We start from the raw sequence: 24656 nt of genomic DNA on the forward strand, positions 1-24656 counted from the left end.
GATTGCAGAAACTGGGATAGCTGCAGCTATCCCAGCTTCGCGGCTTACGCCGCTCCTACAAACGAATGCGCGGCTGTCAGCGCAGCTTTGCCAGCGCCTGGCCCAGCTGCACCGGGCTCTCGGCCGTCAGCGAGGGATCAAAGTCGGCAACGCCGGGCGGCAGCAGCACGATCACGGTCGAGCCGTAATTGAAGCGTGCCATCTCGGCGAAGCGCTCTAGGGTGATGCCCTTGCCACGCCAGTCCTTGCGGGTGATGCGGTCACCGTAGGCAGGAATTTCTTCACCGCTCCACACCGTCTCCACGCCGCTGACCAGCAGCGCGCCAACCATTACCTGCACCATCGGGCCGAAATCGGTGTCGAAGTGGCAGACCAGGCGTTCATTGCGGGCAAACAGGCGCGGCACATTGGCCACCGCATCGGTGCCGACGCTGAACAGGCGGCCCGGCACATGCACGGTTTCGCGCAGGGTGCCGGTCCAGGGCATGTGCACGCGGTGGTAGTCGCGCGGCGACAGATACACCGTGGCATACAGGCCGTTGTTGAACGGCACCGCGTCGGCCGCATCGCCGAGCAGCTCGGCGGCGGTGAACGACTGGCCCTTGGCCTGGAAGATGCGGCCATCCTCGATCGGGCCGAGCTGGCTGATGCGGCCGTCGGCCGGCATGGTCAGCGTGCGCGGATCAGCTGCGGCCACGCGTGCGCCCGGCTTCAGGGCGCGGGTGAAGAAGGCGTTGAAGCTGGGGTAGCTGCGCGGGTCGGGATTGGCCGCTTCGCCCAGATTGACGTTGAATTTGCTCGATACCGTGTCGATCAGCCAGCGCGAGATGCGCGGGTTCTGCGAATAGGCCAGCGAGCGGGCCATCGAGGACAGCAGGCGGTGCGGCAATACGTAGGTGAGGCTTGTAACCAGACTCATGGTGCGGATTTCTCGGTGAGCTTCTTCAGGTCGCTGGCAATCGCCTGCGGGTTGAACGGGGGGCGCATCAGGCCGGCCAGCCGACCCTGGGGGTCGAGCACGGCGATGCTGGCGGAGTGGTCCATGCTGTAGTCGTCCGGGTTCTGCTCGAAGTGCTTGCCCGGCGCCTTCTGGAACACCATGCCCAGCGAGGTGGCAAAGCGTTCCAGCGACGGCACATCGGCGGTGGCGGCGATGGTGTCCTTGTGGAAGGCGTGGGCGTACTCGCCCAGACGGTTCGGGGTGTCACGCTCGGGGTCCACCGACACCAGCACCACGCGCGGGCGCAGGCTGTCGGGGATGGTTTCCCATTGCTTCTGGGCCTGGGCAAGTTCGGTCAGGGTGGTCGGGCAGACGTCCGGACATGAGGTGAAGCCCAGGAACACCAGGGTCCAATGGCCGCGCAGCTCGCCCGGGATCAGGCGGGTGCCGTCGGACTGGGCCAGGTCGAACTCCGGCAGGGTGCGCGGGGTGCCATAGAAAATGATGCTGCTGGTGCCGTCCGTGCCCTTGTTGGACGGCCCGAAGACCTTCTGCGCCAACAGCAGGCCGAGGCCGGCGGCCAGGGCAATGGCCAGGATGATGCCGGTATTTCGATTGAACATGTGCGCGGGCTTCCGTTCGGATACGGCGGCGGGACGGGAGGTCCGCCGCGGGCGGGATACGGGAGTGTAGGGGATTGCGGGCGTACACCCCGGCCGTTTGGCGGGCGTTTGCGCCCCTTTGGAGGGCCATTGCCGAAGTTTCGGCTGCAACTTGGCAATCAATATACCGGCCAGGTGCCTATAATCGCAGACCTTTCAAGTATTTCCGTATTGCCATGACTGCCGAAGCGGCCGCTGAACTCCAAACGATCGTCGATCTGATCCGCTACGGCGCAAGCCGTTTCAATGCTGCTGGCCTGACCTTCGGCCACAGCTATGACAATGCCCTGGACGAGGCGACCCAGCTGACCCTGCACAGCCTGCACCTGCCGCCGGACCTCGGCCCGGCCTACGGCACGGCGCGGGTGCTGTTGGAAGAGCGGCAGCAGGTGCTGGCGCTGTTCCAGCGTCGCATCGACGAGCGGCAGCCGGCAGCCTACCTGACCGGTGAGGCCTGGTTTGCGGGTTTGAGCTTCAAGAGCGACTCGCGCGCACTGGTGCCGCGTTCGCCGATCGCCGAACTGATCCTCAGCGGCTTCGAGCCGTGGCTGGCCGGTCGTGACGTCAACCGCGCGCTGGACCTGTGCACCGGCTCGGGCTGCATTGCCATTGCGATGGGCCACTACTACCCGAACTGGCAGGTGGACGGCAGCGACGTCAATGACGCCGCGCTGTCGCTGGCAGTGGAGAACAAGGAGCGCCTGCTCGCCCACAACGTGGAGCTGGTCAAGAGCGACCTGTTTGCCGGCCTGCAGGGCCGCGTCTACGACCTGATCGTGACCAACCCGCCGTACGTCACCAATGACGAGACCGACGCACTGCCGAAGGAATACCAGCACGAGCCGGACCTGGCGCTGCGCGCCGGCGACGACGGCCTGGACCTTGTGCTGAAGATACTGCGTGATGCGCCGGATCATCTGACCGAAGACGGCCTGTTGATCTGCGAAGTTGGCGATTCCGAGCAGCACCTGATCAAGCTGCTGCCGGAGGTCTACATGTCCTGGATCGAGTTCAAGGTCGGGCAGATGGGCATCTTCGCTGTCGAAGCGGCTGAGCTGCGTGCGCACCATGCGCGCATCGCCGAGTTGGCTGCTGCGCGGGCGTGATGCGCTCTGCTCCTGTTTTGGCTCGTCATCCCCGCGAAGGCGGGGGTCTCTCTGGCTCTTGAGCGAGAGTGAATGAAACAACCCGCCGTCTATCTTCTGGCATCGAAGAAACACGGCACGCTCTACATCGGCGTCACCAGCAACCTGGTGGCGCGGACCTGGCAACACCGGCAGCATGTGGTTGATGGTTTTACCAAACGTTACAACGTGGACAAGCTGGTCTGGTACGAGCTTCACGGGTGCATGGAAGCGGCGATTCTTCGCGAGAAGCAGCTGAAGAAGTGGAACCGGGAGTGGAAGTTGCGGTTGGTGGAAGAGGTGAATCCCGAGTGGCGGGATTTGTGGGAAGAGATTGTTGGGTAGGGTTTTTGGCTTTGGCTTTGGCTTTGGTTTTGGCTTCTGCTTTGGCTTCGTGCCCTAGCCTTTAAAGCCGTCATTCCCGCGAAGGCGGGAATCGCTCTGGCCTTTGCTCTGGCCCCGGCCTTTGCTGGGCTGGCGTGAGGTAAGAGCACAATCAGGAGCAAGAGCAAGAGCGATTCCCGCCTTCGCGGGAATGACGGCATCAAAGCAACCGCAAGAGCAACCGCAAGAGCAACCGCAAGAGCAACCGCAAGAGCAACCGCAAGAGCACAACGGCATTGAATACATTCGGACAACTCCTCCGCGTCACTACCTTCGGTGAATCCCACGGGCCGGCCATCGGCTGCGTGATCGATGGTTGTCCGCCCGGTCTGGAAATCAGCCCCGAAGAATTCGCCCACGATCTGCAGCGCCGTGCCACCGGCAAGAGCCGCCACACTTCGGCGCGGCGTGAGGCCGATGAGGTCGAGATCCTGTCCGGGGTCTATGAGGGCCGCACCACTGGTACGCCGATCGCGCTGCTGATCCGCAACACCGATCAGCGCAGCAAGGACTACAGCAACATCGCCCAGCAGTTCCGTCCGGGCCATGCCGACTACAGCTACTGGCAGAAATACGGCATCCGTGACCCGCGCGGTGGCGGCCGTTCGTCTGCGCGTGAAACCACCATGCGCGTAGCCGCCGGCGTGGTCGCCAAGAAGTGGCTGCTGCAGCGTTTCGGCGTCAGCGTGCGCGGTTACCTGTCGCAGCTCGGCGAGATCACCCCGGCCGGTTTCGACTGGAGCGCGGTCGAAGACAATCCCTTCTTCTGGCCCGACGCCAATCAGGTGCCAGAACTGGAGACCTATATGGATGCGCTGCGCAAGTCCGGTGATTCGGTCGGTGCGCGCGTGACCGTGGTTGCCGATGGCGTGCCGCCGGGTTGGGGCGAGCCGATCTACGGAAAGCTCGATGGCGATATCGCCGCTGCGCTGATGAGCATCAATGCGGTCAAGGGTGTGGAGATCGGCGATGGTTTTGCCAGCGCCGCGCAGAAAGGTACCGAACACCGTGACCTGATTACCCCGCAGGGCTTCCAGTCCAACCACGCCGGCGGCATCCTCGGTGGTATTTCCACCGGCCAGCAGATCGTCGCATCGATGGTGCTCAAGCCGACCTCCAGCCTGCGCCTGCCCGGTGCCACCGTGGATACGGCCGGCAACGCGGTGGAAGTCATCACCACTGGTCGCCACGACCCCTGCGTCGGCATCCGTGCCACACCGATCGCCGAGGCGATGCTGGCGCTGGTGCTGATGGATCAGGCCATGCGCCATCGCGGCCAGTGTGGCGACGTTGGCGACATGAGTCCGCGCATCCCCGGTCAGCTCGATGGCTGATCGTCGGCCCCGCGTATGGGTATCGCAGCCCCTGTTCGACGATACCGTCGCGCAGCTGGCGGCGTACTGCGACGTGGTTGCCACAACAGACGTCACCGCGCATGACAGTGTGGGTTTGAGCGCGCATCTGGCCGATATGGACGGTGTGCTGCTTACCCTCAATGAGCATATCGGCGCGGCGGAAATCGCCAATGCGCCCGCGTTGAAGATGATCGCCAACGTCGGCGTCGGCTATAACAACCTCGATATCCCTGCGATCAGTGCAGCCGGCATCGTTGCCAGCAATACGCCTGACGTACTTACCGAAACCACTGCTGATCTAGGCTTCTCGCTGCTGATGGCGGCCGCCCGCCGCATCGTCGAATCTGACCGCTGGCTGCGCGACGGCAAGTGGGGGCAGTGGTCGTTCACCACCATGCTTGGTGCTGATCTGCACGGCAGTACGCTGGGTATTCTCGGCATGGGCCGCATCGGCCAGGCCATTGCCCGCCGTGGTCACCACGGCTTTGGCATGAAGGTGCTGTACCACAACCGTTCGCAGCTGCCTGCCGAGCAGGAGCAGGCGGTCGGCGCCAGCTACGTCGGTTTCGATGAGTTGCTGGCCAGCGTTGATCACCTGGTGCTGGTGCTGCCGTATACCGCGCAGAACCACCACACAATCAATGCCGCCGCGCTGGCGAAGATGAAGCCGACCGCCACGCTGGTGAACATCGCCCGCGGCGGCATCGTCGATGAGCTGGCTTTGGTCGACGCGTTGGCCAATGGTCGGCTGGCCTCGGCTGCGCTGGACGTCTATGAGAACGAGCCGAACGTGCGCCCGGAACTGCTGGCGCTGCACAACATCGTGCTCACCCCGCATATCGGAAGCGCATCACTGGCCACGCGCCGGGCGATGGTGCAGGTGGCGGTGGACAACCTGCTGGCTGGTCTGGGCATCGGCCCGGATGCTGGCAAGCCGGTCAATGCCATCAATACCGAACTGCTGAACAACGGCACCGCGCGCATTGCCGTGGCCGGCAAAAAAATCGACGACAAAAAACGATAGGGAGCCTCGGCAGCCGTGCGCTGGAGGTTCCCCGAACCTGGCTCGATGTGTGTCTACCCCCTCCAATATCTCGAGTATCTCCATGAGCAATGAAGCCCGTCGTTTCCATGTAGCCGTTGTTGGCGCCACCGGCGCTGTCGGCCAGACCATGCTGTCCATCCTGGCCGAGCGCAATTTCCCGATCAGCAAGCTGACCCTGCTCGCCTCCGAGCGTTCGGCCGGCCAGCAGGTCGACTTTGAAGGCGACAAGATCACCATCCAGGACCTGGCCACCTTCGACCCGGCCGGCGTCGAGATCGCCCTGTTCTCCGCTGGTGGCGGCATTTCCAAGGAATTCGCGCCCAAGTTTGCTGCTGCTGGCGCGGTGGTGATCGATAACTCATCGACCTTCCGTTACGACGACGACGTGCCGCTGGTGGTGTCCGAGGTCAACCCGGAAGCCGCCAAGAACCGTCCGCGCGGCATCATCGCCAACCCGAACTGCTCGACCATGCAGCTGATGCCGGTGCTGGCGCCGATCCACCGCGAGTACGGCATCGAGCGCATCAACATCGCCACCTACCAGTCGGTGTCCGGCGCAGGCCAGAGCGGTATGGAAGAGCTGGGCAAGCAGACCGCGCAGTTGCTTGGCTTCCAGGAAATCGAACCGAAGAAGTTCCCGATGCAGATCGCCTTCAACCTGATCCCGCATATCGACGAGTTCCTCGACAACGGCTTCACCAAGGAAGAAATGAAGCTGGTCTGGGAAACCCGCAAGATCCTCGGCGACGACAGCATCCTGGTGAACCCCACCGCGGTGCGCGTGCCGGTGTTCTATGGCCACTCCGAGGCGGTCAACATCGAGACCAAGAAGAAGATCACCACCGAGCAGGCCCGTGAACTGCTGGCCGCCGCACCGGGCGTGAAGGTGGTGGACGAGCGCAAGGCCGGTGGCTATCCGACCCCGGTTACCCATGCCTCGGGTACCGATCCGGTCTATGTCGGCCGCATCCGTGAGGACATCTCGCACCCGCGTGGCCTGAACATGTGGGTGGTGGCCGACAACATCCGCAAGGGCGCCGCACTCAATGCCGTGCAGGTCGCCGAACTGGTCGCCAACGGCGGCTGATGCCTCCCAGCGACGCCGGCTTGATGCCGGCGTCGTTGCATATAGGCGGTACAGCGGTGTTCGAAAGGCGGGTCAGCCGTTATATTGGCCGCCATGAAACCAAGGGGCGGGGGCGCGATGCGCTCATTACAAGGTGTGCTGGTTCTCGGCCTGGCGCTGTTCAGTAGCACAGCAATGGCATTGGGGCTGGGCAATATCCGCGTCCTGTCCAAGCCGGGACAGCCCTTGCTGGCTGAAATACCGGTCATTACCAGTGATGCGAGTGAGCTCGACAACGCCAAGGCGGGGCTGGCATCTGCGGCTACCTTCGAACGCGTTGGCCTGGCTGCGCCGACCGGACTGGTAGGAGAACTGCAATTCCAGTTTGCGCAGGACCGTGACGGCCGTGCGGTGATCCGTGTCACCAGCGCCGCGCCGGTGCAGGTGGCGTCGGTGGGCTTCCTGATCGAGGTCGATTGGGGCCAGGGCCGGCTGGTTCGCGAATACTCGGCGCTGGTGTCTGCGCCAGAAGCCGCAACCGCGGTGGCTGAACCAGTGATCGAAGCGCCGGCAGCGGCGCAGTCCAATCTGATCGTGCGCGAACCCGAGCCGCTACCCGAGCTGCCGGTGCCTGCTGCGCCTGTAGCAAGGCCTGCGCTGGCGCAGCCGGTTGCCGCGGCGCCTGCATCTCGCGCCGCAGCGGCGCCGGTGATGAGCAGCGAAGGCCAGCTTGCCACCGTGCAACGCGGCCAGAGCCTGTCGCAGATCGCCCGCGAGCTGTCGCGTGAGAGCGGCGCGTCCTTGAACCAGACCATGGTCGCGCTGATGCGCGCCAATCCGGAAGCCTTCATCCGCGGCAACATCAACCTGCTCAAGCAGGGCGCGGTGCTGCGGACCCCGGCGCAGGAAGAGCTGGCGCGGGTGGATGCATCCGAAGCACAAGCCATCGTTCGTGACCAGGCCGCGCAGTGGCGGCAGGCACGCGCGCCGATCCCGCAGCCGGCGGTTGCCGATGCAGCGGTGGCACCGGCCAAGGCCGCTGCGCCGGCAGCGGTGGGCGCAGGCCCCAGCGGTGCACGCTTGGAGATCGCCCCGGCCGTGGCCGGCGCACAACAGACTGCTGGAATGACGACCGGACTCGATGCCGGTGGCGAGGGTGACATGTTGGCCAACGAACAGCTGCAGCAAGCCAAGGAAGAGCTGGCAACGCGTGATGCGGAGCTGCAGGAACTGCGCGATCGCGTCGGCGAACTCGAAAAGCTGCAGAAGCAGCAGCAATCGCTGATCGCGATGAAGGATTCGGACCTGGCTGCTGCCCAGCAGCAGTTGGGTGAGGCGGCCAAGCGCGATGGCGCCGGCTCGTTTGCTTGGATCTGGCTGGGCCTGGCACTGCTGGTGCTGGGGGCGTTGGGTTGGGTGCTGGGCCGTCGGCGCAAGCCGCTGCCGGCCGCCCCGCGCGCTGATTTCGCAGCGGGAGGCCTGGCCGCAGCGATGCCGGTGATGGGCGCCGCTGCTGCGCAGCAGTCGTCGCATACAGCGGAAGTGGACGAATTCGATCCGCACGACGAGCTGGATGCCCAGCCGCTGCCTATCGCTGCGGAAGTACAGCCTGAACCCTACGAAGAACCGATGCCGGCATGGCTGAAAACCAGCCCGCCCGCACGCGTGGAGCCGGTGCTGCCGGCCCCTGCGCCGGCGGTCGCACACAAGCCGGTGCTGCTGTTTGAGGCCTCGCGAAACTTTGATGTCATCGCCGAGCCCGCGCCAGTGCAGCCGGAGCCGGCTGCGGCCGACGAGGCCGATTGGCTGGCTGGTGACGTGGCTGCGGTTACGGTTGCGCCGTTGACCCCGGCACCTGCTGGCCGTGAGCGGCTGGAGTTGGCCATCGCCTACCTGGATCTGGGCGACGCCGAGACCGCCCGCACCTTGCTCAACGAAGTTGCTGCCAGCGCTGATCCGCAGGCACGCGGCGAAGCACTGGAACTACTTGGCCGCATGGCCTGACGGAGAACTGCAATGAAGCGCGAACGGCGGATTGATTACGTGGAATTCGCCTCGCGCGACCCTGCGGCGAGTCGTGTTTTTTTTGAGCAGGTATTCGGTTGGAGTTTTGAGGACTACGGCCCGGATTACACTGCTTTTGATGATGGTGAGCTGCAGGGCGGCTTCTTCCGCGGCACACCGGCGACTACCAGTGTGGGTGCGCCGCTGCTGGTGCTGTATGCCGCACAACTGGGCCCGCTGCTTGCCGAAATCGCAGCGCAGGGTGGTGACGTGGTCAAGCCGACCTTCACCTTTCCCGGCGGCCGTCGCTTCCAGTTCCTGGAGCCAGGCGGCAACGAACTGGCTGTGTGGTCCGAACGCGACAGCGACTGAGCTGCGCATGGGTCCAACGGCCCCAACAAAAACAGAGGTTCAATGATGCGCTATGCGCTGGGCGTGGAGTACGACGGCAGCGAGTTCAAGGGCTGGCAACAGCTTGGCGAGCACGGCTGTGCGAGTGTGCAAGCCACCTTGCAGGAGGCATTGTCCTCGGTCGCCAATGCGCCGATCAGTGTTGTGTGTGCCGGCCGTACCGATGCCGGCGTGCACGGTGAATGCCAGGTCGTGCATTTCGACAGCGATGTCGAGCGCGCCCCGCGTGGCTGGGTGCTGGGTACCACCACGCGGCTGCCGCCTTCAATCTGTGTGCGCTGGTGTGTACCGGTGGTGGATGAGTTCCATGCACGGTTCTCGGCCAAGGCGCGCCGCTATCGCTATCGCATCCTCAATCGTCAGGTACGGCCGGCACTGTACCGGCAGATCCTGAGCTGGGACCGGCGGCCGCTGGATGCAGATGCCATGCATCGCGCGGCACAGGCCCTGCTCGGCGAAAATGATTTCGACGCGTTTCGTAGTTCGCAGTGCCAGGCCTTGCATGCACGCCGTGAGCTGCAATCGATAGCCATTCATCGCCAGGGGGAAGTGGTTGAGGTCGAGGTCCAGGCCAATGCCTTCCTGCATCACATGGTGCGCAATATCGTCGGCTCACTGATGATGGTGGGCGCCGGGGAAAAGCCCGAAAGCTGGATTGGGGAATTGCTGGCCGGACGTGACCGCAATCTGGCTGGCCCGACTGCACCGCCACAAGGCCTGGTATTCGTCGGACCGCTGTATCCTGAGCACTGGAAGCTGCCGGACGAGGTGACACTGTGAGCCGTACGCTGTTTCGCACCCGCATCAAATTCTGCGGCATGACCCGCGCTGGTGACATCCGTCTGGCCAGTGAGCTGGGCGTGGACGCAGTCGGCTTCATTTTTGCCAAGGGCAGCGCACGCCGGGTTGCACCATCGGAGGCGCGTGCGATGCGTCAGGCAATCGCGCCGATGGTGGAAGTGGTGGCCTTGTTCCAGCACAACAATCGCGAGGAGATCCGCGAGGTGTTGCGCGCGGTGCGGCCAACCCTGCTGCAGTTCCATGGCGACGAGGACGATGCGTTCTGTCGCAGTTTCAACATGCCTTACCTTAAGGCGATTGCGATGGGCGGGCGTAGCGAAGTCACCGCGCGGGGCCTGCACCAGATGTACCCGCATGCGGCCGGTTTTCTGTTCGACAGCCATGTGGCCGGCGGCAGCGGCGGCACCGGGGTGGCGTTTGACTGGTCGCAGATTCCGCCTGGCGTGCACCGTCCGTACCTGCTGGCCGGGGGTATTCGCCCGGAAAACGTGCATGACGCCATTCTCGCCACCCAGCCCTGGGGCGTGGATGTTTCCAGCGGCATCGAGGTCTCGCCGGGGATCAAGGACGGCTACAAGATGCGCCAGTTCGTCGAAGAAGTGCGCCGTGCCGACCTGCATGTCGAGCAGGACTGAATACGCCCGTTGCGCGCGTTGACGCGTTTCACATTGCGGTACCAGGACTTGCGGCACTCTTTGGGAAATACCTGCAGTTCATGCCCGGCCTGATTCCCTTATGATGGGGTTCTCGGCGACAAGCACGGATGCCAGCGGGGAGGGGATGTAACGTCACAGCGTCAATGCTGGGGCAGCTCCCGCAAGGCAGCTGGGCGCCACAAGGAAAGTGTGCATGGCGGAGTTTTTGCAAGTAGCGCTGTCGTATCCGACGTTGCCTTACAGCGTCGTGTTTGCGTTTTCTGTCATCTACTGGTTGCTGGCCGCGACCGGCATCGTCGATGACGGTGGCATTGGTAGCGGCGACGGCGCCGACTTTCATTCCCATGGAGGTGAGCATGGCGCGACCGGCATTGCCGCGATGTTCGCGCGGCTCGGCCTCGGTGGTGCGCCGACCATGCTGGTGGTGCTGCTGCTGGCCTTTTTCGGCTGGACCATCACCTATCTGGTTCAACTCTTCTTCCTGCAGTCTTTGCCGGCGCCCTTGCGCTGGGGTGTGGGCACGGTGGTGGCCATTGCCGCCTTGATTCCCGGTGCGGTGGTTTCGGCCTGGGTGCTGCGGCCAATACGTCGACTGTTGCTCAAGCTTCGGCCGGTTGCCCAGGAGTCCATCCTTGACCGGCTTGCCCAGGTGACCTCGCCGGAAGTCACCGCCATGCAGGGCTACGCGAGCATGGACGATGGCGGCGCTGGTTTGATCCTGCATGTGCGTACCCGCGACGGCAGCCGTTTGGCACGTGGCCAGCGGGTGAGGCTGGTGGAATACCTGCACGACAAGAATCACTACCTGGTGGTCGCCGACAGCGACCTGCCAGGCTTGGACGTTTTCCCCTCTGAAGTATCAGGCGATAAGGAGATTCACCGATGAGTACTGCTGCGCTGGCCCCTTTCATTATCGGGGTGGCTGCCCTGTTGGTGTTTTTCCTTGGTTTGGCGGGTCTGTTCAAAGCCTTTTATAAAAAGGTCGACCAAGGCACCGCGTTGATCGTCAATGACATGAGCGCACAGCCCAAGGTGCACTTCACCGGTGCGTTGATCATTCCGGTGCTGTACCGCGCCGAGCACATGAAGATCAGCCTGATCACCCTGCAGGTCGATCGCCGTGGCAAGGAAGGCCTGATCTGCCGCGACAACATGCGCGCCGACATCACCGTGGCGTTCTACCTGCGCGTCAACGAAACCCAGGCCGATGTGCTGCGCGTGGCCAAGGCCATCGGTGCAGACCGCGCCTCGGACAAGAACGCGGTGGATGACCTGTTCAACGCCAAGTTCTCCGAAGCCCTGAAGACCGTGGGCAAGAAGTTCGACTTCACCCAGCTGTTCGAGAAGCGCCAGGAATTCCGCGACGAGATCATTGCGGTGATCGGCAATGACTTGAACGGTTACGCGCTGGAAGACGTGGCCATCGACTACCTGGAGCAGACGCCCAAGTCGCTGCTCGACCCGAGCAACATCCTCGATGCCGAAGGCATCCGCAAGATTACCGAACTGACTGCCGCGCAGAACGTGATCACCAACGAGCTGGCACAGAACGAGCGCCTGGCCATCACCAAGAAGAATGTTGAAGCCAAGGAAGCCACGCTGGCACTTGAGCGCCAGCAGGCCGAGGCTGAAGCGCGGCAGAAGCGCGAGGTGGATACCATCCGTGCCCGCGAGCAGGCGGAAACCCTGAAGGTGCAGGAGGAGCAGCGCCAGCTGTCCGAGAACGCGCGCATTGAAGCGCAGCAGCTGATCGACATCCGCGACCAGAACCGGCTGCGCGAAGTGGAAGTGGCCGAACAGAACCGCCAGCGTGCCGTCGCCATCGAAGTCGAGCGTGTCGCACGCGCACGCCAGCTGGAGCAGGTCACCACTGACCGTGAAGTGCAGCTGCAGGGTGTTGAGCGTGACAAGGTGGTGGAACAGGGCCTGATGGATGTGGCCAACATCACCCGCGAGCGCATCTCCATCGACAAGACCGTGGCGCAGGAAGAAGAACGCATCAAGGAAGTGCGCCAGGTGTCCGAGGCCGACCGCCTGAAGCAGGTGGCCATTCTCGAAGCCGAAGCGCAGGCGCAGGAAGCCATGCTCAAGCAGGTCAAGGAGGCCGAGGCCAGCGAAGCCGCTGCCAAGCACCGCGCGGTCGAGATCACCACGCTGGCGCAGGCCGAGTTCGATGCGGCCAGCAAGCAGGCCGAAGCCAAGAAGGCCTTGGCCGATGGTGTGCGCGCCGAGCGCGCGGCGCCGGGTCTTGCCGATGCACAGGTCAAGGAAGCCAGCGCGCTGGCGATCGAGAAGGTCGGTATTGCCGAAGCCCGCGTGGTCGATGCGATGGCCGACGCCAACCTGAAGCAGGGCACCGCCGAGGCCAAGGTATTGGCCGAGCAGCTGGCTGCGCGTGCGCAGGGCGAAGAACAGATGGGCCGCGCCAAGGCGTCGGCTACCGAGACCCTGGGCGTGGCCGAAGCCACGGTCATCGAGAAGAAGCTGTTCGCCGAGGCCGACGGCTTGACCCGCAAGTTCCAGGCCATCGACTCGCTGGGCGATACCGCACGCGGCCACGAAGAGTTCCGCATGACCCTGGAAACCGGTCTGCGTCAGGCTTTGGCGACCATCGACGCCGGCAAGGAAGTGACCAAGGAGAACGCCGAGGTCATCGCCAGCGCGTTGCGTAACGCCAAGATCGACATGGTCGGCGGCGACGGCGGCATGTTCGAGAACCTGATCAAGGCAGTATCGCTGGGCAAGTCGATTGAGGGCCTGACCGACAAGAGCCCGATCGTGCAGGACCTGATGCAGCGCTTCCTCGGTGTGGACATGTCCGCACGCGGATTGCCTGCACGCCGTATCGCCGACACGCCGGCAGTGGAGTCGGACGCAGGCTGACTGAAGGCATGCCCTGCGCGGTGTCACCGTGCGGGGCAGTTGCGCGCCGCAAGGTCTGTAGTTTGCGGCACATGAGGATGAGGGCATCGGCGATTCCGTCCTGAGGGCGGCGTCTGCCGGTGTCAGAGCAGGGAACTACCGATGGCCGATACAAATCTGGACGCTGCCGCTACGCCGGAAGGCGGCTCCATCGCCGATCAGGCGGTGGCGCAGGGCGGTGCCTATGAGGTGCTGCGTAAACGTCTGAGTGATCAGGGCGCACGTCTGCGGGAGGTGGTGGACGCGCTGAACCAGCGCCGGCTGCAGGAGTTCGGCGATAGCCGGATGGAAGTGATCGGGCGTTTCCGCATCCGCAGTGAGAACAACTGCGTGGGTCGCGACGTGGTCCAGGTCGGCGATGACCTGCTGCTATTCGGCTACAACGTTTTCATCGGCCTGAAGACACAGACCCGTATCGAGGACGTGTTCGGACTGTATCGCTTGGTGGATGGCGCTGAGGGTTATGACGTCACCCCGGTGGACCTGAAGACCAGTTTCCTGGCACAGGCCGGCTTCGTCCATGATTTTGGCGAGCTTTACGCCTATTACAAGAACGCGCGCCTGCTGCAGCTGATCGTGCGCGACGGCAAGTTGTTGGCGTCGTTCCAGATTGGCGAGCGCAGTACCGATGTGCGTGTGTTCCGCTGGGCAATGGCGCCCAGTGGCGAGCTGACCTACATCGATGCACGTGGCGAGCGCGATATAGCGCTACCGCCACCGTTCGACTTCGAGTGGGCCCGTGCCGGTCGCGACATGTTGATCACGGGGCGCTTCCCGCACCTGAACATCCTCGACGCGATCTTCGTCGAGACCACCGGTGGCGACCTGACCATCAAGGTCGAGAACAACACCGAGACCGGGCAGGGCGTTTACAGCGAGCCGGTTGAGGACAGTACCCAGTCGGTGGACGATGCAACCATCGATTTCGCCAAGGTCGGTTCGCTGATCCTGCTGAAGATTCAGCCCTACCGCGAGGACAGCTGGCGTGGCCTGATCTACAACACGCTGACCGGCAAGGTGGTGCGCAACGACGCCATCGTGCAGGCCTGCGTGCAGCTGCCCGATGACCATGGCGTCATCTTTCCCGGCGGCTATTACCTGCAAAGTGGCGAGCACAAGGCGTTCGACGCCTCGATGCAGGGTATGCGCTACAAGCGCTCGATCCGCTCGCCAAATGGCGAGGACATGCTGTACATCTTCTACGAGCGCGAGGCTGGCAAGTCGGCGCTGTTCGTCTACAACAGCATCCAGCGTGTGCTGCAGAATCCTGTGTTCGGCATGGGCTACGCCTTCATGCGTGACGGTCGCATGGTGTTGTTCAACGCCGAGAACGAGGAGCCTACCCGCGTCCATCCGATGCAGGTCTGGCAGACCCCGTTCAGCAGTGATGAGTTCGCCGCGCACACGCCGACTGGTACCAGCTTCATGGCGCGCATTGGGAACCCGGAGCTGGTACGCGGCATTTCCAATCTGTTGGATCTTGGTCGTGAGATCGACAGTCGCGAGGTCTCGCTGCCGCGCTATGAGTTGCTTACGCACAACGCACGCCGTCTGTTCGACGTGCACCATTGGCTGGACGACGCCAACTGCGATGGCGCCGCAACGCTGTTGCGCGAGATCAGCGCGACCGGCGAGTCGATGCTCGATGAGTACGAAAAGGTCGAGAGCATCCGCAAGCAATCGGCGCAGGCAATGGCCGAAGTCACCGCCGCGCACAAGACGCTGCTGGGGCGGTTGCAGCCGCAGAACTGGACAAAGATCGGCGAGTTCGTCGAATCGCTGGGTGATATCGGCAAGCTGCGTGGCCGCCTGCTGACCGTGCGCGATTTCCGTTACGTCGACGTCGCCGCCATCGATGCAATGAACGTCTCCTTGCAGGAGGCGCATGACCGGGTTGGTGCGGCGGCGGGTGAATTCCTGGGCAGTGACAAGGCGCTGCAGCCGTTCGCCGATAGATTGCAGGAGCTGGACGCTGCCGCGCAGGTTGCGCAGACCGCCAAGCAGCTGTCCGAGCAGATCGCGCAGATGCAGGTGATGTCGGGCGACCTGGACATGCTATCCGAGCTGATGGCCAGCCTGAAGGTGAATGACGCCGCGCAACGCACACGTGTGGTCGAGGCCATTTCCTCGATCTACGCCAAGCTCAACCAGGCCCGTGCACGCGCAGATCAGCGCCGCCGCTCGCTGGGTTCTGCCGAAGCCGTAGCCCAGTTCGGCGCCCAGTTCTCCTTGTTCAGCCAGGCCATCACCAGTGCTCTGGGGCTGGCGACCGATCCGGAACGTGCCGACGAGCAGTTGTCGCGGCTGATGGTGCAGCTGGAAGAACTGGAGAGCCAGTTCGGCGAGCACGAGCAGTTCCTCGGCGACATCCTCAACAAACGCGAGGAGTTGCTCGATACCTTCGAGTCCCATAAGCAGACCTTGTTGGATGGGCGCCAGCGCAAGGCGCAGTCGGTACTGGACGCAGCCAACCGCATCCTCGATGGTCTGGCCAAGCGTACCGAGCGCTTCACCACCGTTGATGAGCTGAATGCCTTCTTCGCCGGTGACCCGCTGATCCTGAAATTGCGCGAGCTGGCCGAGCGCCTGCGCGACTACAAGGACAGCGTCAAGGCCGATGACGTGGAATCGCGGCTCAAGGGCGTGCGTGACCAAGCGGTGCGGGCGCTGCGTGATCGTAGTGATCTGTTCGAAGGTGGCGGCAATATCATCCGCCTCGGCCGACACCGTTTCAGCGTCAACACCCAGCCGCTGGATCTGACCATCCTGCCGCGCGGCGACGGATTGGCGGTGCATCTGACCGGCACCGATTACTACGAAGCCATTGTCGATCCGGAGCTGGAGGAGCTGCGCGACTATTGGCCGGTGACGCTGGATTCGGAGTCATCTGCGCTCTATCGTGGCGAGTATCTGGCTGGGTTGCTGCTGGATGCTGCCATCAACGGCCGCGATGGCTTGAGTGTCGATTTGCTGCTGCGCGAAGCCGCGCAAGCCGATGCGTTGGCCAAGCGGGTGCGCGATTTCGCTGCGCCGCGCTATCGCGAAGGCTACGAGAAAGGCATCCACGATCACGACGCGACGCTGATCCTGCAGGCAGTTTTACCGCTGTATCAGGCGGCCGGTTCGCTGGTGCACGCCGCTGGCCCGCGCGCGCTTGCCTTGTTGTTCTGGGCGCGTGAGGGCAAGCGTGAGGAAGTGAGTCAGTGGCTGGAACGTGCCGCAGGGGCATTCGCCATCGCCAAGCTGTTCAATGTGCGCGATGGACTGGAAGCCTTGCGCGCGGAGATCGCGCTGGCATTGGCGGCATTCCAGGATGAGCACGCCTTGCCGTTCGACAGCGGCGTGCCGGTGTTGGCCGCCGAGTATCTGCTGGCCGAGCTTGGCAATGGCGAGCCGACTTTTTCCTTCAGTGGCTATGCGCGGCAGCTGCTCAGCGGTCTGCGCGAGCAGCTGCAGGCCGCTGGCCAGGCCGACGCGTTTGATCGCAGCCTGCAACGTCTGAACACGCGATTGGTCCTGCAATGGGCGCAGGCGCTGCAATGGTTGCAGGCGATGTGTGGCCAGCCGAAATTCGCCGCCATGGCCGGCTATGTGCCGGAAGCCGCCGCAATGCTGCTCGGCGAGCGGGCTTTGCGTAGCCAGGTGCGCGAGGTGACCTTGATCGCCGATGTTGGCGGTCTGCTCGGTGAACACCCGCGCGTCGCCCAAGGCCATCTGCAATTGGCGGTGGATGATTTCCTGCAGCGCTGGCAGTCGCATCGCCGCCAGTTCCAACCCGGCTTCGAGCGCTACCAAGCTTTGCGTCACCGCATCAGTGCGCGCGAGCGTGACTCGCTGCGGCTGAGCGAGTTCCAGGCGCGGCCATTGAGCTCGTTCGTTCGCAACAAGCTGATCAACGATGTCTACCTGCCCATCATCGGCGACAACCTCGCCAAGCAGATGGGCACGGTGGGCGAGAACAAACGCAGCGACCTGATGGGCCTGCTGATGATGATCAGCCCGCCCGGTTACGGCAAAACAACGCTGATGGAATACGTGGCCAACCGGCTTGGTCTGGTCTTCATGAAGATCAATGGACCAGCCCTTGGGCACGAAGTGCGTTCGCTGGATCCGGAACAGGCACCGGATGCCACCTCACGACAGGAGCTGCACAAGCTCAATCTGGCGCTGGAGATGGGAAACAACACCATGCTGTATGTGGATGACATCCAGCACACGCATCCGGAGTTCCTGCAGAAGTTCATCTCGCTGTGCGATGGCACGCGCCGTATTGAAGGCGTGTGGAAGGGCCGCACCAAGACCTACGACCTGCGTGGCAAGAAGTTCTGCGTGGTGATGGCCGGCAACCCGTACACCGAGTCTGGCGAAGTGTTCAAGGTGCCGGACATGCTGGCCAACCGTGCCGACATCTACAACCTGGGCGATGTGCTCGGCGGCATGGATGAGGCGTTCAAACTCAGCTATATCGAAAACAGCCTGACCTCCAGCCAGGTGCTGGCGCCGATGGCGACCCGCGATCTGGCCGACCTCTACCTGCTGGTCGACAAGGCTGGCGGCAAGGAGGTGTCGACCAATGCGCTCAGCCACGCTTACAGCGGCGCGGAGATCAACGAGATCGTCGCCACCCTGCAGCGGCTGATGCAGGTGCGCGAGGTGGTGTACCGGGTCAACCAGCAATACATCGCCAGTGCCGCGCAGGCCGACAAGTACCGTGTCGAGCCGCCGTTCCGCCTGCAGGGCAGCTACCGCAACATGAACAAGTTGTCGGAGAAGATTTCGCCGGTGATGAATGCCGCGGAGCTGCAGCAGCTGGTGACTGATCATTACCTGGGTGAGTCACAGCTGCTTACCAGCGGTTCCGAGGAAAACCTGCTCAAGTTGGGTGAGCTGCGCGAGGTATTGGATGCGACGCAGTTGGCGCGCTGGGAGCAGATCAAGCGCGACTTCATGCGTGACAAGGCGATGGGTGGCGACGATGCCGATACCGGCGCGCGCATGGTGGCGCAGCTGGCCGATATCGCGAGCGGCTTGCAGGGTTTGCGTGCTGAGGAGCCCGCATCGGTCGCGCCGGTCGCAGCACAGGTTGAAGCGCCGTGGGAGCAGATCGTGACGCTGTTGCAGGCGGTTGCCGAGCGTCCTGCGGCCGTGGTCGCAGCGCCGCCTGCTGCAGTGGCGCCGGTTGCACCAGTGCAGGATCTGACCCCGTTGTTGCAGGTATTGGCTGCAGCCCAGCAGCGCCAGGGCGAGATTGGCGATGCCCTGGCCGGCCTGGCCACGCAGCTGCAGGAGTGGCTGTCCAAGGACGGCGGCGCGGGCAGCAAGCCAGCACCACGCGTGCGGCGCGCGCGCACGCCGGAAGAGAAGGCATTGGACGAAGCGCTGATGCGGCATTTCTACGGCGGCAATGTGGTGGTGCCGGGGCAGCAGGGCAGTCGTGGCAATGAAGCGCGGGACGATGCCTGATGTGACGCCGCCAGTGTTGCCGCTGCCACCGCAGCCGCCGCTGCAAGCCGATGATGCGCTGGCCGTGGCCAGCTACGGCGCGGAACTGCTGGTCGCGATCGAGCGGTTGCTGGGTACGCCGCAGACCGGAATGGCAGCGGAGCGGCTGGTCGCGGAGATGGACAACATCCGTCAGGCGATGTCGGCGGCCGATGGACGCCAGATCCGTCGTTCGGTGGGATTGCTGGGCCGCTTGTTGGGCCGCGATATCGAGGCGCAGGCGCGGGCTGAGCAACTGGCGGGGCAACTGGATGTCTGCCTGCTGCGTGCCGATGCCTGCGTACAGGCGTTGCTGCAGGAGTTGGAGCAAAATCTGCAGCAGATGGCCCGGATGCAGGTGGCGGTGGAGGCTATCGAGGATTGGGCGGCTGCCGGTGAGGCGATTCCGGCGCCGAATGACCCTCTGGCACAGGCCTCGCTGCAGCGTCGTCTGCAGCACCTGCGCGGGCTTGCCCAGCTGCGTTGTACCGAGGGCGGACAGCTGCGTTTGCTGCATGCCCAGGGTGTGGAGCTGATCGAACGCTACCAGCGCATCCGCGACGTGCTACTGCCGCTTTGGCGGCAGCAAAGTCTGGCCGCACATGCCGCCGACAAGCAGGCCCAGCTGGCGCAGGCTGCCGAGGCGCAGGCACGGATTCTGGACGAGGTGAGGGCCATGCAGGCTAGACTGCGCTGAGAACCACCCTGCACATGATTGCTCGCGCGCCGCGGCGCGCCACTTGCTCAAGGAGAACTGCTGATGACCCAGGATTCGTTGCCGCTGCCGGCCGGCCCCTCTGCTGATGTGGACGGCACCATGCTGGTCGCCTTGGGCTTGAGCGAAGCGGACCGTCCACAAATCGCGCAGATCGTGCGCACGCTGGATGACATCAGCCCGGGCAATCTGCACGTGTTCGGCCGCGAGGCGGCGGGCAAGAGTGCCGCGTTCTCCAGTCAGCTGCTGGACCACGTGCGCAATCGCGACCTGGACGCATCAGGCGAAAAGCTTGGTGAAGTGGTGCGCATTGCCCGCTCGCTGAAGCTCGACGGTTTGAACGAGCGTTCCAAGGTGCCGGTAATCGGCGGTCTGATCGACCGCATGCGCGCCTCCAAGGGCGAGCTGGTGCAGAAGTTCAGCGATACCAACCAGCAGATCGAACAGCTGCTGCGCGATGTCGGCACGCAGCAGGCGCAGATGGGCCAGCGCGTCGGTGAGTTCGATCGCATGCACGCCATCGTCCGCGACGAGCGGCAGAGTCTTGGCCTGCACATCGCCGCCGGCAAGCAGCGTCTGGCTGAGCTCAACAACGAGTTGCATGCGCTTGTTGGTCTGGAAGATCCGCAATCACGTATCCGTCGTGGCGAGATCGACAACGCGATCCGTCTGCTCGACAAACGTGTGGGTGATTTGACCGTCATGCAGCATGCGGCCGACCAGTCGCTGCCGATGATCCGCTTGATCCAGGCCAATGCGATCCAGCTGATCGAGAAATTCAACGCCGTGCGCGATATCACCATCCCGTCGTGGAAGCGCCAGTTCGCCATCCAGCTGTCGCTGGGCGAGCAGAAGAACGCGGTCGATCTGTCCAATGCCATCGACGACGCCACCAATGAGCTGATGCGCCGTAATGCCGATTTGATGCGGCAGACCTCGGTGGAAACAGCGAAGGCCAACCAGCGTGCAGTGATCGATGTGGCGACCCTGCGCCATGTGCACGAGCAGTTGATCGCCACCGTGGAAGAGGTGCGCAGCATCCATCGCGAAGGCATGCAGCAGCGCCAGCAGGCGGAAGTCGAATTGGCGCGCCTGCGCGAGGATGTGCAGCAGCGGTTGGCACAGCCAACGCAAGGAAGTTGAATGTAGGAGCGGCACAGTTGGCAGTTGTGGGAGCGGCGTAAGCCGCGAAGCCACAGGTGCATCAGATGCCAGCGCCGTTGTCCCCTCCCTTTTGCGTAGCAAAGGGGAGGGTTGGGGAGGGGTAAGCTCTCAGGCCTTTCAAGCATTGCCAGCTTCGCGGCTTACGCCGCTCCTACAAAAGCTGCTTGCGTAGCCATTCCGCCAATGCAGCTACACGCGGGTCCTGCTGGTCGCCTGCTGTACACAACGCCCAGCAGCCTTCGGTATCAACAAAGCCCCACGGCGCGATCAGGCGGCCATTGACCAGGTCGTCGGCGACCAAGGGCTCCGGCGCAATCGCAATGCCCAATCCGGCGACCGCAGCTTCCAGCATGTAATACAGATGCTCCAAGCCGGTGCCATAACGCAGTTCATCCGCATCGATGCCATTGCGGGCCGCCCAGGTTGGCCAGGCCTGCGGGCGCGAGCGCGTATGCAGCAGGGCATGACCACGCACGGCATCGACAGGCTGCCGGGCCAATACATGTGCGCCATGCATCGAGGGGCTGAACACCGGGCCGATCCGCTCGGGCGCCAGCGCATGTACCTGCCAGCCGTTTGGCCAAGGTGCCTGGCCCAGCATCAGCGCCGCATCCAGCCCGTCCAGGCGCGGGGCGAAATCGCCATCCTGTGCTGCCAGATGCAGGGTCAGGCCAGGCAGGTCGCGTTGCAGGTCCTGCAGGCGCGGGATCATCCAGCGCGCCAGCAGGCTGCCGGGGCAGCCGAGTACGAAGGCGTCATTGCGCTGCGGTCGGCGCAGCGAGGAAATGCAGTCGCGCAGTTGCGAGAACGCGCCGGAAGTCGCCTCCAGTAGCCGATGGCCAGCGGCGTTGGGGCGGATGCCGCGGCCGTCGCGTTCAAACAGGACCAATCCCAGTTCTTCCTCCAGCGCCCGCAGCTGCCGGCTCACCGCGCCATGGGTGACATGCAGCTCGGCTGCGGCCTGGCTGACGCTGCGCAGGCGTGCGGCGGCCTCGAAGGCACGCAGGGCATTGAGCGAGGGTAGGGACTGGCTGTTTTTCATGTGAGTTTTTCTAACATGTGATCGCCGAATTATCCATTTTTATGTCATCAGCCCTGCGTTAGAGTGCTTGCCTGTTCCGTGTAGCCGTGACGTCATGACTGATCCGTCGATCTCCGATTTCCACGCCTTCCCTGATGCGCGTGGGCACTTTGGCCGCTTTGGTGGCAGCTTCGTCGCCGAAACGCTGGTCGGGCCGTTGCAGGAATTGGCGGCCGCCTACGATCAGGCGCGGGTCGATCCGTCCTTTATTGCCGCCTATGACAAGGACCTGAAGCACTACGTAGGCCGTCCCAGCCCGATCTACCACGCCGAGCGCCTGAGCAAGGATGTCGGCGGCGCGCAGATCCTGCTCAAGCGCGAGGACCTGAATCACACCGGCGCGCACAAGGTGAACAACACCATCGGCCAGGCCTTGCTGGCCGCGCGCATGGGCAAGACCCGCATCATCGCCGAGACCGGTGCCGGTCAGCACGGCGTGGCTTCGGCCACAGTCGCCGCGCGCCTGGGCCTGGAATGCGTGGTGTACATGGGCGCCACCGATATCGAGCGGCAGAAGATCAACGTCTATCGTATGAAGCTGCTTGGTGCCACCGTGGTGCCGGTCAGCAGCGGCTCGGCCACGCTCAAGGATGCGCTCAACGAAGCGATGCGCGACTGGGTCACCAATGTGCGCGACACCTTCTACATCATCGGCACCGTCGCCGGCCCGGACCCGTATCCGCGCATGGTGCGTGACTTCAACGCCATTGTCGGTCGCGAAGCACGTGCGCAGATGCTGGAGGACTACGGCCGTCTGCCCGATGCGATCACCGCCTGTGTCGGTGGCGGCTCCAATGCGATTGGCCTGTTCCATGCCTTCCTCAATGACCGCGAGGTCAAGATCTACGGCGCGGAAGCTGCAGGCGATGGCATCCACACCGGCCGCCACGCCGCCTCGATCTCGGCCGGCCGCCCCGGCGTGCTGCACGGCAACCGCACCTATGTGCTGTGCGATGACGACGGCCAGATCACCGAAACCCATTCGATCTCCGCCGGCCTGGATTACCCCGGCGTCGGCCCCGAGCACTCCTTCCTGTCCGATACCGGCCGCGCCCAGTACGTCGGCATCACCGATGAAGAAGCGCTGGCTGCCTTCCATCGTCTGACCCGCATCGAAGGCATCCTGCCGGCGCTGGAATCCAGCCATGCGGTCGCCCATGCGATCAAGCTTGCGCGCGAGCTGCCCAAGGACGCGCTGGTGCTGTGCAATCTGTCCGGTCGTGGCGACAAGGACGTGCACACCATCGCCGCGCGCGAAGGCTTGGTGCTGTGATGGTGAGCTTGCTGCGTACCCCGTTGTTGCTGGGTCTGGCGGCGGGGGTGGCTGCATGTACGCCGTCCGCCCCTGTGCCGGAGCCGACCGCTGCGCCTGTAGCTGCGCCGGCCGTTCCCGCTACGCCCGCCGCCGTAACACCGGCAGCCGCTGCGAAGCCAGCCCTCAGCGCATCGGCCGAGCTTGGCCAGGTGGGCGAGCTGCGCATCGGCGCGCCGTTTGGCAAGGCGCCGGGCGACAAGGCTTTCGTCTCGGCTGGCATGCGCGAGGTGATGGAAGGCGATTGCGAGTATTACGACAAGGGCAGCCTGCCTGAAGGCATGTCGATGATGGTGATTGCTGACCGTATCGCCCGCTTCGAGGTGGATGCAGCCGGTGATCCTGGGCAGCGCGTCAGCGCAGCGCCAGCCGGTGCGGCGGCATTGCCGTTCGGCCTGTGGGCGGGCATGACCGTCGCCGAGGCCAAGCAACATTTGCCAGCAGGTGTGGTCACCAGTCCGCATGCCTATTCCTCACCGGACGGGGACTACCTCACCTGGACCGACAAGGCCGCCAAGCTGGCCTTGCGCCTGGAAACACTGAATGGCCTGGTTACCTCTATCTATTGGGGCCAGCCCGACGCAGTCGAACTGATTGAAGGATGTGCCTGAGATGGCTGTTGCCCGAATTGACGAATGTTTCGCCCGCCTGCGCGCCTCTGGCCGCAAGGCGCTGATTCCCTTCATCACCGCTGGCGATCCCTCGTTGGAGGCAACCGTGCCGGTGATGCATGCACTGGTTCAGGCCGGTGCCGATGTGATCGAGTTGGGTGTGCCGTTCTCCGACCCGATGGCCGATGGCCCGACCATCCAGCGCAGCTCCGAGCGCGCCTTGGCCCGCGGGGCAGGGCGGCAATACGTGCTGGATACCGTGGCGCGCTTCCGTCAGACCGACACGACCACGCCGGTGGTGTTGATGGGTTATCTCAATCCGGTTGAGATCCGCGGTTATGCGCGCTATGCCGAAGAGGCTGTGGCAGCTGGTGTGGACGGCATTCTGCTGGTCGATCTGCCGCCGGAAGAGGCCGATGAGCCGCGCGCCGCGTTTGCCGAAGCTGGACTGGCCTTGATTCTGCTGGCATCGCCGACCAGCAGCGATGCGCGCCTGGACAGCCTGTGCCAGGCCGCGCAGGGCTATCTGTATTACGTCAGCTTTGCCGGCGTGACCGGTGCCTCCGAGCGCCTGGACAGTTCCGCGGCCGGTGAGCGCCTGCGCCTGCTGCGCAGCCGTTCCAGCGCGCCGGTAGTTGCGGGCTTCGGCATCAAGGACGCGGCCAGCGCGGCGGCGATGGCGGTGGATGCCGATGGCGTGGTGGTCGGTAGTGCGTTGGTCTCAGCAATGACTGAGACGGCGGATCCGGTGGCTGCGGCTGCAGCGTTCCTCAAGCCGCTGCGCGAAGCCCTGGATCGCTGAACGGCATCACCTGTAGTGCCGAGCCATGCTCGGCAGGGGCTTTCCCGGTAAAGATGCAGCGTAGTGCCGAGCCTTGCTCGGCAAGGGGCTTTCCCGGCAAGGCCCTTTGCCGAGCATGGC

The 24656-nt window shown here is 64.0% G+C and carries 20 protein-coding genes; 17 read left to right on the forward strand and 3 right to left on the reverse strand.

The features are described 5' to 3' along the window. Nucleotides 1-76 precede the first annotated feature (76 nt). Both asd and ACVOLZ_RS15210 read right to left on the reverse strand, forming a co-directional pair. Complete coding sequence (asd, locus tag ACVOLZ_RS15205) at nucleotides 77-919, reverse strand: archaetidylserine decarboxylase (RefSeq protein WP_481516860.1); 843 nt, start codon at nucleotides 917-919, stop codon at nucleotides 77-79. Beyond that, nucleotides 916-1563 (reverse strand): SCO family protein, encoded by a 648-nt coding sequence (locus tag ACVOLZ_RS15210; RefSeq protein ID WP_481516861.1) that lies wholly within the window; start codon nucleotides 1561-1563, stop codon nucleotides 916-918. The genes asd and ACVOLZ_RS15210 overlap by 4 nt, the downstream gene beginning before the upstream one ends. A 215-nt stretch (nucleotides 1564-1778) precedes the next feature. Here ACVOLZ_RS15210 and prmB point away from each other — a divergent pair, with 215 nt between their 5' ends. The 14 genes from prmB to ACVOLZ_RS15280 all read left to right on the forward strand — a co-directional run bounded on the left by prmB (nucleotide 1779) and on the right by ACVOLZ_RS15280 (nucleotide 20709). Further along, nucleotides 1779-2708 carry a 50S ribosomal protein L3 N(5)-glutamine methyltransferase gene (prmB, locus tag ACVOLZ_RS15215; protein ID WP_296246048.1) on the forward strand — a complete coding sequence of 310 codons (930 nt, stop codon included), beginning with the start codon at nucleotides 1779-1781 and terminating at the stop codon, nucleotides 2706-2708. 72 nt (nucleotides 2709-2780) lie between these two features. Next, nucleotides 2781-3071: a GIY-YIG nuclease family protein gene (locus ACVOLZ_RS15220; RefSeq protein ID WP_481516862.1), complete on the forward strand. Its 291-nt coding sequence runs from the start codon at nucleotides 2781-2783 to the stop codon at nucleotides 3069-3071. Nucleotides 3072-3346: 275 nt separating this feature from the next. Beyond that, nucleotides 3347-4444: a chorismate synthase gene (gene aroC / locus ACVOLZ_RS15225; RefSeq protein ID WP_481516863.1), complete on the forward strand. Its 1098-nt coding sequence runs from the start codon at nucleotides 3347-3349 to the stop codon at nucleotides 4442-4444. Next, a complete protein-coding gene (locus tag ACVOLZ_RS15230; RefSeq protein ID WP_481516864.1) occupies nucleotides 4437-5489 on the forward strand; it encodes a 2-hydroxyacid dehydrogenase in 1053 nt (350 codons plus the stop codon). Before aroC ends, ACVOLZ_RS15230 begins: the two co-directional genes overlap by 8 nt. Before the next feature lie 82 nt (nucleotides 5490-5571). Then, nucleotides 5572-6597, forward strand: coding sequence for an aspartate-semialdehyde dehydrogenase (locus tag ACVOLZ_RS15235; protein ID WP_481516865.1), 1026 nt, complete (start codon nucleotides 5572-5574; stop codon nucleotides 6595-6597). Between the two features lie 117 nt (nucleotides 6598-6714). Next, nucleotides 6715-8580: a type IV pilus assembly protein FimV gene (locus ACVOLZ_RS15240; RefSeq protein ID WP_481516866.1), complete on the forward strand. Its 1866-nt coding sequence runs from the start codon at nucleotides 6715-6717 to the stop codon at nucleotides 8578-8580. A 12-nt stretch (nucleotides 8581-8592) separates the two neighbouring features. Next, entirely contained in the window at nucleotides 8593-8952 is a 360-nt protein-coding gene (locus ACVOLZ_RS15245) for a VOC family protein (protein ID WP_481516867.1), read from the forward strand. Nucleotides 8953-8997: 45 nt separating this feature from the next. Continuing rightward, the gene (truA, locus tag ACVOLZ_RS15250; RefSeq protein WP_481516868.1) at nucleotides 8998-9771 is read left to right on the forward strand and encodes a tRNA pseudouridine(38-40) synthase TruA; all 774 of its coding nucleotides are present in this window, start codon (nucleotides 8998-9000) and stop codon (nucleotides 9769-9771) included. After that, the gene (locus ACVOLZ_RS15255; RefSeq protein WP_481516869.1) at nucleotides 9768-10427 is read left to right on the forward strand and encodes a phosphoribosylanthranilate isomerase; all 660 of its coding nucleotides are present in this window, start codon (nucleotides 9768-9770) and stop codon (nucleotides 10425-10427) included. The genes truA and ACVOLZ_RS15255 overlap by 4 nt, the downstream gene beginning before the upstream one ends. A gap of 214 nt (nucleotides 10428-10641) precedes the next feature. Continuing rightward, a complete protein-coding gene (locus ACVOLZ_RS15260; protein ID WP_481516870.1) occupies nucleotides 10642-11334 on the forward strand; it encodes a hypothetical protein in 693 nt (230 codons plus the stop codon). Then, nucleotides 11331-13331, forward strand: coding sequence for a flotillin family protein (locus ACVOLZ_RS15265; RefSeq protein WP_481516871.1), 2001 nt, complete (start codon nucleotides 11331-11333; stop codon nucleotides 13329-13331). The genes ACVOLZ_RS15260 and ACVOLZ_RS15265 overlap by 4 nt, the downstream gene beginning before the upstream one ends. 141 nt (nucleotides 13332-13472) lie before the next feature. Next, nucleotides 13473-18833: a DNA repair ATPase gene (locus ACVOLZ_RS15270; RefSeq protein WP_481516872.1), complete on the forward strand. Its 5361-nt coding sequence runs from the start codon at nucleotides 13473-13475 to the stop codon at nucleotides 18831-18833. Then, the gene (locus ACVOLZ_RS15275) at nucleotides 18826-19548 is read left to right on the forward strand and encodes a hypothetical protein (RefSeq protein ID WP_481516873.1); all 723 of its coding nucleotides are present in this window, start codon (nucleotides 18826-18828) and stop codon (nucleotides 19546-19548) included. Before ACVOLZ_RS15270 ends, ACVOLZ_RS15275 begins: the two co-directional genes overlap by 8 nt. Before the next feature lie 63 nt (nucleotides 19549-19611). Continuing rightward, nucleotides 19612-20709, forward strand: coding sequence for a toxic anion resistance protein (locus ACVOLZ_RS15280; protein ID WP_481516874.1), 1098 nt, complete (start codon nucleotides 19612-19614; stop codon nucleotides 20707-20709). A gap of 172 nt (nucleotides 20710-20881) precedes the next feature. On the opposite strand, the gene ACVOLZ_RS15285 is transcribed toward ACVOLZ_RS15280, so the two are convergent. Then, nucleotides 20882-21772: a LysR family transcriptional regulator gene (locus tag ACVOLZ_RS15285; RefSeq protein WP_481516875.1), complete on the reverse strand. Its 891-nt coding sequence runs from the start codon at nucleotides 21770-21772 to the stop codon at nucleotides 20882-20884. A gap of 94 nt (nucleotides 21773-21866) precedes the next feature. Here ACVOLZ_RS15285 and trpB point away from each other — a divergent pair, with 94 nt between their 5' ends. Genes trpB through trpA form a run of 3 tightly spaced genes read left to right on the forward strand, consistent with a single transcriptional unit; the run spans nucleotide 21867 to nucleotide 24536 of the window. After that, nucleotides 21867-23084, forward strand: a complete 1218-nt coding sequence (trpB, locus tag ACVOLZ_RS15290) for a tryptophan synthase subunit beta (protein WP_282266633.1) — start codon at nucleotides 21867-21869, stop codon at nucleotides 23082-23084. Between the two features lie 2 nt (nucleotides 23085-23086). Next, on the forward strand, nucleotides 23087-23734 hold the full coding sequence (locus tag ACVOLZ_RS15295) for a hypothetical protein (protein WP_481516876.1): 648 nt from the start codon (nucleotides 23087-23089) through the stop codon (nucleotides 23732-23734). Nucleotide 23735: 1 nt separating this feature from the next. Continuing rightward, nucleotides 23736-24536, forward strand: a complete 801-nt coding sequence (gene trpA / locus ACVOLZ_RS15300) for a tryptophan synthase subunit alpha (RefSeq protein ID WP_481516877.1) — start codon at nucleotides 23736-23738, stop codon at nucleotides 24534-24536. Nucleotides 24537-24656: the final 120 nt, after the last annotated feature.

The sequence above is a fragment of the Stenotrophomonas sp. STEN020 genome, assembly GCF_056760195.1.

Excerpts from the sequence above, each read along its gene's own strand:
- asd (WP_481516860.1), bottom strand. The coding sequence starts at position 919 with ATGAGTCTGGTTACAAGCCTCACCTACGTATTGCCGCACCGCCTGCTG.
- ACVOLZ_RS15210 (WP_481516861.1), bottom strand. The coding sequence starts at position 1,563 with ATGTTCAATCGAAATACCGGCATCATCCTGGCCATTGCCCTGGCCGCC.
- prmB (WP_296246048.1), top strand. The coding sequence starts at position 1,779 with ATGACTGCCGAAGCGGCCGCTGAACTCCAAACGATCGTCGATCTGATC.
- ACVOLZ_RS15220 (WP_481516862.1), top strand. The coding sequence starts at position 2,781 with ATGAAACAACCCGCCGTCTATCTTCTGGCATCGAAGAAACACGGCACG.
- ACVOLZ_RS15230 (WP_481516864.1), top strand. The coding sequence starts at position 4,437 with ATGGCTGATCGTCGGCCCCGCGTATGGGTATCGCAGCCCCTGTTCGAC.
- ACVOLZ_RS15235 (WP_481516865.1), top strand. The coding sequence starts at position 5,572 with ATGAGCAATGAAGCCCGTCGTTTCCATGTAGCCGTTGTTGGCGCCACC.
- ACVOLZ_RS15240 (WP_481516866.1), top strand. The coding sequence starts at position 6,715 with ATGCGCTCATTACAAGGTGTGCTGGTTCTCGGCCTGGCGCTGTTCAGT.
- ACVOLZ_RS15245 (WP_481516867.1), top strand. The coding sequence starts at position 8,593 with ATGAAGCGCGAACGGCGGATTGATTACGTGGAATTCGCCTCGCGCGAC.
- truA (WP_481516868.1), top strand. The coding sequence starts at position 8,998 with ATGCGCTATGCGCTGGGCGTGGAGTACGACGGCAGCGAGTTCAAGGGC.
- ACVOLZ_RS15260 (WP_481516870.1), top strand. The coding sequence starts at position 10,642 with ATGGCGGAGTTTTTGCAAGTAGCGCTGTCGTATCCGACGTTGCCTTAC.
- ACVOLZ_RS15265 (WP_481516871.1), top strand. The coding sequence starts at position 11,331 with ATGAGTACTGCTGCGCTGGCCCCTTTCATTATCGGGGTGGCTGCCCTG.
- ACVOLZ_RS15270 (WP_481516872.1), top strand. The coding sequence starts at position 13,473 with ATGGCCGATACAAATCTGGACGCTGCCGCTACGCCGGAAGGCGGCTCC.
- ACVOLZ_RS15275 (WP_481516873.1), top strand. The coding sequence starts at position 18,826 with ATGCCTGATGTGACGCCGCCAGTGTTGCCGCTGCCACCGCAGCCGCCG.
- ACVOLZ_RS15280 (WP_481516874.1), top strand. The coding sequence starts at position 19,612 with ATGACCCAGGATTCGTTGCCGCTGCCGGCCGGCCCCTCTGCTGATGTG.
- ACVOLZ_RS15285 (WP_481516875.1), bottom strand. The coding sequence starts at position 21,772 with ATGAAAAACAGCCAGTCCCTACCCTCGCTCAATGCCCTGCGTGCCTTC.
- trpB (WP_282266633.1), top strand. The coding sequence starts at position 21,867 with ATGACTGATCCGTCGATCTCCGATTTCCACGCCTTCCCTGATGCGCGT.
- trpA (WP_481516877.1), top strand. The coding sequence starts at position 23,736 with ATGGCTGTTGCCCGAATTGACGAATGTTTCGCCCGCCTGCGCGCCTCT.